A 6,136-nucleotide genomic window follows, 5' to 3' on the forward strand; every position below is an offset into this window, starting at 1 on the left:
TCACCGATGCCCGCAAACAACTCGTCAACCCATCATTATTTATTAATCTTTAAATCTCAATTCTATGTCAACAACAAACAGATCCACCTGGAAGCTGATCCTTCAGCTCATCGTCTCCATCGCCACAGCCATCGCCACCACCCTCGGCGTCACCAGCTGCATGTCCATGTTATGACGATCGCGGCGGGCATCAATCACGATGCCCGCCCTTTCGTTGTTATATGCCATTCATATCCCTTTCATTTCCGCATAACGCAACTCGAACTTCACCGTAAGCAAACAGAGGCTGCTTGTTTCGCTTCTTGTTGTACATTGTCGCTAAAAATATAAAGTGAAAATATCAGCGACAAAGGTACGATAATTATTCTATATGACAATGACGGGGTTCACCGAACAGTTACATTATTTTTTTGCTCCATCCGGCAGTATCGAACTGCAAGCATTGCTGCTCCACCTGTGCGGATGGATGTCCGTTTAATCCCAGACCTCTTCTACTTGTTGGCCATCCCATCCATTGTTAACGTCAAGGATTGAGACTATGGCTAATCTACCATCTGTGGTGTGAAGATAGAATGAACATGGGATACCTTCATAATGCGAAGACATCCACGCTTGTACCTTCATGCCAAAATCCTGCAACTCGTCTTGAGTAGCATCTGGGGCAAGAAACAAGAATACCTTGTCCTTGCGAATTTCTGAAATTGAAACTTTCATAATGTAAAGAATTTAGATTGTATAAAATTATAATGTGATGCTTGTAAGGATTCCGAATCCCAGCATCGCGCCTTTTGCCTGCTTATTATATCACGATTATCTTATCGTGTGGAAATCATCCCATACCCCATCCCTCGCCCTTTGTGTTTATAGTGATCTGAGTCGAACTACTTGCCTAAGAAGAATCATGCGCCGAACTTGCCCACGTGGAGTAAACGACCATTATAACGTAACCACTATTTTTCAAGCATTTACGAGATAACTTTTTTCAAAAATAATTCTAAATCATAGTTTTTAGGGTCAAGGATGATGCATTATGCACACTCCTCGACCTTAATTTCGGGTGCTTTATAATAACATGGGAGCATAGAGAGGTAGTCCTCATCACCGTCTTTCATGCGGGTAAGGATGTCTTCAATATACCTTCCAAAGTTCAAATTGTTCATTTTGCAGCTTTCATACAATGAGATGCGAGTCTTTCCGCTTCTGCTTTTTCCAATAAAATTTGTGATTCAAGCTCTTTCTTCAAGGCTTCCTTACGGGCTAATTCTTCATTCTTTGCAGCTATCTGCTGCTTAAGTTCCGCTATTCTTTTCTGATCCCGTTCATGCTTGATGAGCATCTCCTTTTTCAACTCTTCATACATTTCTTGGACAGTTTCGTACTCACGTCCTGCCAGACGTGACACCTGGTCCTCGTCCAATCCGCGGACACATTCCATGTACCGCTCAAATCCCTCCTCCTGCTCTTTGGTCATCTTTGTCGTTGTCATAAATGTATATTTCTGATTGAATCGCGTTTGACAGCAAGAACATGGCCTGCTCACGCGTGATGTGGTGAAATCGTTATATGATTATCTGCTTTACAGTCCACCCGGACTCCTTGCGGTGTTCTTCGGGAGTCATCTTGCTCTCAATGACATCCAGGGCGGTAAAACTGATACCATCCGTCGTGCTGTTTTTTGTGGCAGATGCGGTCTTGGTAGCGCCATACGTGCGCTTGTATTCGGACAGCCACTTGTAGTCAATACCCTCATCATTACAATACTTGCGCAGGTTTCGACCTTTGCGGTTCTGGTTAAAGTCCTGCATAACCTTTTCAAAGTATTTTTCGCCTTCGCTCAACAACTCGTCCTTCGTTTCCATTTTCAATAATGTTTTGAATTCGGAGACAAAAGTATTACTATTTATTTATGTGACCATACGTTATAATAGTGGTTTACATTCACTCCGAACGTCTTTCCGTTGGGAAACACCCCTCCGAAGAAGTCATGCCCGTAAGGGTTTTGCAGCGACATGTCCAATCCTGCCTCCAGATACCAGTTCGTCCAGAACGAGTCAATCACATATCCCTCATCCGTATCCGCAGCCGTTGAGCCCAAGCTCATCACACCTGCAATAATTAATCCAAATACTCTTTTCATAATAAACGCAGTTTACATAAACTTCGCCTTGATGAACTGCGGCACTTTCCACAGCATCTTTTCAATTTTCGTTATTGTAGCATTCATTCCATGCGAGTGATACATACGGATATCCTCCTTCCACATCTGCTTTCTTCTGGCACTATCTGTACTCAATCCTCCCATTCTCATACGGACTATATACTCCGGTAAATAGGTAACAGTAATATCACCACCCAATAGATAACGGAAAAGCAGATCGGAGTCTGCTGCTATCTTATAGGACTCGTTGTACAGCCCTCGTTTCTCCATTACTTCCCTACGTATATAGCATGTAGGATGCAGTGGCAGCCACCCATGACGTACTTTCCATAACCTATAGGTTCCACCAATCCATTTCCTCACCACCTTATCCGTGTTTTCTGGATTCACAAACATGCCATCTCCATACAGGAAGTCTGCATGAGTAGCTTCCAGCTGCTTCACAATATCAGAAATAGTATGAGGCGAATAGAGGAAATCATCAGAATGAACCAACCCGATATAATCCCCAGTCGCCATCCGTATTCCCTTATTGATAGCCTCGTACATCCCATGGTCAGGCTCTGAAATAAACTTTACCTTATCTTCATGTCCCTTAATTGCCTCAAGTATGACATCCACAGACCCATCCTTAGATGCGCCATCCACGATAATGTACTCAATGTTCGCATAATCTTGCTCCAGCACACTATCTATTGCACCACGTATCGTTGAAGCTCGGTTATAGCAACTTGTTATAATTGAAATTTTCATGTTAATGTCTTTATTCTTCTCTCTCTTATTTTCACCGCAGGATTGCCCTGATATATTCCATTTGCTTCCATATCCTTTGTAGCCACACTGCTAACTTATCCACTCCAATGTCTTCACAGTTCCCTCTTCTCTGCCAACAGGCAGATTCGGAGCAATTTCCTTGATTGGATTCAGATTATGCACATTATCTGTAGTCATATTATGCAAGCGGAAGCTGGTCATTGGGAATGAAATACCAAATAGCTTTAAGAAATCTCCAAACCATCCTGCCAACTTAAAGCAGGAATACGGAATGTCAGGTATCTTGATGCCAGCATGTTTTGCTATCTCGTTGGCCCATTCCGTAATATCGTACGGTTCATAGTCTCCAAGATAGAACACCTTGCGATTAACTTTTTCGGCATCAGCATTCAATATCGATATGATTTGATAAATAGCATTATCCACATATCCGTACGTCTTTTTACAAGCACGTTTGCCCATATGGAAATACATTCGCTTCAAAACGATATGGAAGAATCTGTTGTATGGCTCACCGAACCAAGGCCCCCAAATAGAAGTTGGACGGATGATACTCCATGTGTAAGAAGGATTAGCTGTCTTGATACGCTTTTCAGTTTCCACCTTACTTTCACCATACAAAGTATGAGGAGCATAATCCTCGAAGTCCTTTGGCTTATAGCCAGGCTCACATACATACATGGAAGAAGCAAAGATTGCACGTTTCACAGTACCTGCAGTTTCTATTGCATCAAGCAGGTTGCTTACACCACCCATATTGGCTTCATAGTCCTGCAACGTTTTGCCATTGAGGTCTGTTCTTGCGCCAAGATGAATAACATAATCTGGAGCAAAAGCCTCTACTGCTGCAACAACAGCATCATGATTACGCAAATCAACTTGCACCCAATACTTATCCTGAACCGAAATCTTTGGCTTCACAATATCAATATTCTGAATTTCGTACTGAGTATCTTTTGATAGATGCTCTATGAGGTTAGTTCCAATGAAACCAGAGCCTCCAGTAACCAATATCTTACTCATTTTATCTTATTATTCATTATAAAATTAACAAATTCATCAACTCGAGAACAATATAATTCAACAGAATAATTAGCCCTAGAATCATCGAAAGCTCCCTTTCTTACTTTATTATATTCACCTTTTGAACACAATAATTGTTGTAAGCCAGAAACACATTCTTCCGCACTGGAAAACAAATATCCATTTATTCCGTTTTTTACTAATTCCGAAGTACCACCACTATTATAACCAAGAACCGGAATAGCTCTCTGCATAGCTTCAATTGTAACCCGTCCGAAACCTTCACTCCTTGAACACATCATCAATATATCCATGTCCTTATAAATTACATTCGGATTCTTTTCAAAACCATGAAAGACAACACTATCAGATATTTGCATTCTTTGAACCATTTTATATAGGCTATTCTTATATTTTCCAACTTTATCACCCCAAACATGCAGCTTAGCATTAGGATATATTTTCAAAATTGTTGGTAATATTCTAATAGCAACATCTTGCCCTTTTTCAGGATCAAGAATACCTACTATGCCCAAATTTAATTCTTTAGGAAGTTCTTTATCAGAGTAAGCAAAATCTATGGTATTAACGCCATTATAGATAACCTTCTGCCATGACTTTAATGGTTCCCCAAGATTAACATGATTGGCAACAGAATTAGAAACATATATTACGCCATCACTTTGATTGATATAGTCTTTTTTCTTTTTTCTACCATATACAAATCTAGCATCATGATCCAAATCCATAAATTCACGAATATGACTGATATGCTTAATTCCATTCTTTTTAGCTATGTTTATACCCAAATTCTCTGCTGAAGTGTTAGAATAAATAAGGTCTGGTTCAAAACTACATACATATTTATCAATTTTAGATAGCTGAAAATAAGTATGCATAGCTAAGAAAGGAAGAGCTAGATACTTTAATTGAGGCTTATAATAATAAAGCTGCGTAAAACAGCTTATTACAACATATTCTATATTCTTTTGCACTAACGCCTCCTCTATATTACCATGTTTTGGCAAAATCAAAGCGACCTCATCTCCTTTTTTCTTGAAATGCTCGATTATAGTAAGCATGGAACGATTTGCACCATACAAGTCACTATAATTTGATATAAACAATATACGCATTATTTTTATATTTATTCAAGTTTCGCAAGCTCAGAAGTTAAAGGAGTTATCGCTCCCTTCGGTCGCTGAGGAGTTAAGACCACAGTCTTTTGGGCGTAGTTTTTTAAGCAGCAAGACATACGTCTTAACTCCTTAACTTCCTTAACTCCTTTAACTTCCTGATATGCGAAAGTTCAGTATTTATAATTTAATATCTACTCGTTCTCCATTAAGCCTGACAATACGAGCAGGCACTCCAATAACAGTTGCATTATTTGGAACATCTTTAACGACAACACAGTTTGCTCCGATTTTTACATTGTCACCAATTTTTACCCCCCCCCAACACACATGCGCCGCATGCTATAGAAACATTGTTGCACTAATTTTTCATTGCGGTGAAAAAAGCTAAAGTCCTGCGGCTTATAACCTTCCACTACAATATTTCACACTTATTTTACGTTTCTCTAAAAGGTGAAGGGAGATGACGGGTCTTTTCCCTTAACACCCCCGTCATTAATCCCCTCCACCACAAATAACCATGCCCAATAATACATTGGACAAGGCGATCGCGGCTGTACCCAAATTCAGGGACCGCATTTCGCTTGTTACTAAAAAGCTGCGTCTGGCACAGTATGCAGACGGCAGTATTTATGATTATCGCCTGAAGATTGCTCAGGCAGTGTTGTTTTTCAATAAGTTGCCGGAGGAGTTCACCCAGACGGACATCGACTACTATCTGTCGACACTCCTGGACAAAAACCGTTGCAGCCTGTCCTTCTTCAAGCACACCGTATTCGGACTGCAGGCCTACTACAAGGTGATGGGGCTTAAGCAACCTGGAGGTCTCGTACTCCCTCCCGTGCGCAAGCCGAAGAGGTTGCCGCGAGTGCTCTCCCAAGAACAGATTGCCCGTCTTATCCGCAACTGCGCCCTGTTCGACAAGACCCTGCTTGCCATCATCTACGACTGCGCCCTCAGGGTCGGCGAGGCATGCCGCCTCAGATGGGACGACATCTGCTTTGACCGCAAGAAGCTGTTCGTCTTCCAAGGCAAGGGGCGTAAA

General features: G+C 41.2%; 10 protein-coding genes. 2 read left to right on the forward strand and 8 right to left on the reverse strand.

Annotation, left to right across the window (positions count from 1 at the left end; translation table 11 throughout):
* Nucleotides 1-64 precede the first annotated feature (64 nt).
* Entirely contained in the window at nt 65-175 is a 111-nt protein-coding gene (locus CIK99_RS15420) for a smalltalk protein (RefSeq protein WP_158215968.1), read from the forward strand.
* A gap of 299 nt (nt 176-474) precedes the next feature.
* Here the strand turns inward: CIK99_RS15420 and CIK99_RS10305 are convergent, their stop codons facing one another.
* The 8 genes from CIK99_RS10305 to CIK99_RS10335 form a co-directional block, all read right to left on the reverse strand.
* Nucleotides 475-714, reverse strand: coding sequence for a hypothetical protein (locus CIK99_RS10305; protein WP_094381428.1), 240 nt, complete (start codon nt 712-714; stop codon nt 475-477).
* Nucleotides 715-1,028: 314 nt separating this feature from the next.
* Nucleotides 1,029-1,160, reverse strand: coding sequence for a hypothetical protein (locus tag CIK99_RS15915; RefSeq protein ID WP_256387398.1), 132 nt, complete (start codon nt 1,158-1,160; stop codon nt 1,029-1,031).
* Nucleotides 1,157-1,486, reverse strand: coding sequence for a hypothetical protein (locus CIK99_RS10310; RefSeq protein WP_094381429.1), 330 nt, complete (start codon nt 1,484-1,486; stop codon nt 1,157-1,159). Before CIK99_RS10310 ends, CIK99_RS15915 begins: the two co-directional genes overlap by 4 nt.
* Before the next feature lie 73 nt (nt 1,487-1,559).
* Nucleotides 1,560-1,859, reverse strand: coding sequence for a hypothetical protein (locus CIK99_RS10315; protein WP_094381430.1), 300 nt, complete (start codon nt 1,857-1,859; stop codon nt 1,560-1,562).
* 41 nt (nt 1,860-1,900) lie between these two features.
* Nucleotides 1,901-2,137, reverse strand: coding sequence for a hypothetical protein (locus tag CIK99_RS10320; protein ID WP_144007964.1), 237 nt, complete (start codon nt 2,135-2,137; stop codon nt 1,901-1,903).
* 12 nt (nt 2,138-2,149) lie between these two features.
* Entirely contained in the window at nt 2,150-2,911 is a 762-nt protein-coding gene (locus CIK99_RS10325) for a glycosyltransferase family 2 protein (RefSeq protein WP_094381432.1), read from the reverse strand.
* A gap of 90 nt (nt 2,912-3,001) precedes the next feature.
* Nucleotides 3,002-3,955: an NAD(P)-dependent oxidoreductase gene (locus CIK99_RS10330; RefSeq protein ID WP_094381433.1), complete on the reverse strand. Its 954-nt coding sequence runs from the start codon at nt 3,953-3,955 to the stop codon at nt 3,002-3,004.
* Nucleotides 3,952-5,091, reverse strand: coding sequence for a glycosyltransferase family 4 protein (locus CIK99_RS10335; protein WP_094381434.1), 1,140 nt, complete (start codon nt 5,089-5,091; stop codon nt 3,952-3,954). Before CIK99_RS10335 ends, CIK99_RS10330 begins: the two co-directional genes overlap by 4 nt.
* Nucleotides 5,092-5,626: 535 nt before the next feature.
* Here CIK99_RS10335 and CIK99_RS10345 point away from each other — a divergent pair.
* The coding region (locus CIK99_RS10345; protein WP_158215969.1) for a tyrosine-type recombinase/integrase at nt 5,627-6,136 on the forward strand (510 nt) is incomplete at its 3' end.

It is taken from the genome of Prevotella sp. P5-92 (assembly GCF_002251245.1).
In the GTDB taxonomy this organism is placed as follows: domain Bacteria; phylum Bacteroidota; class Bacteroidia; order Bacteroidales; family Bacteroidaceae; genus Prevotella.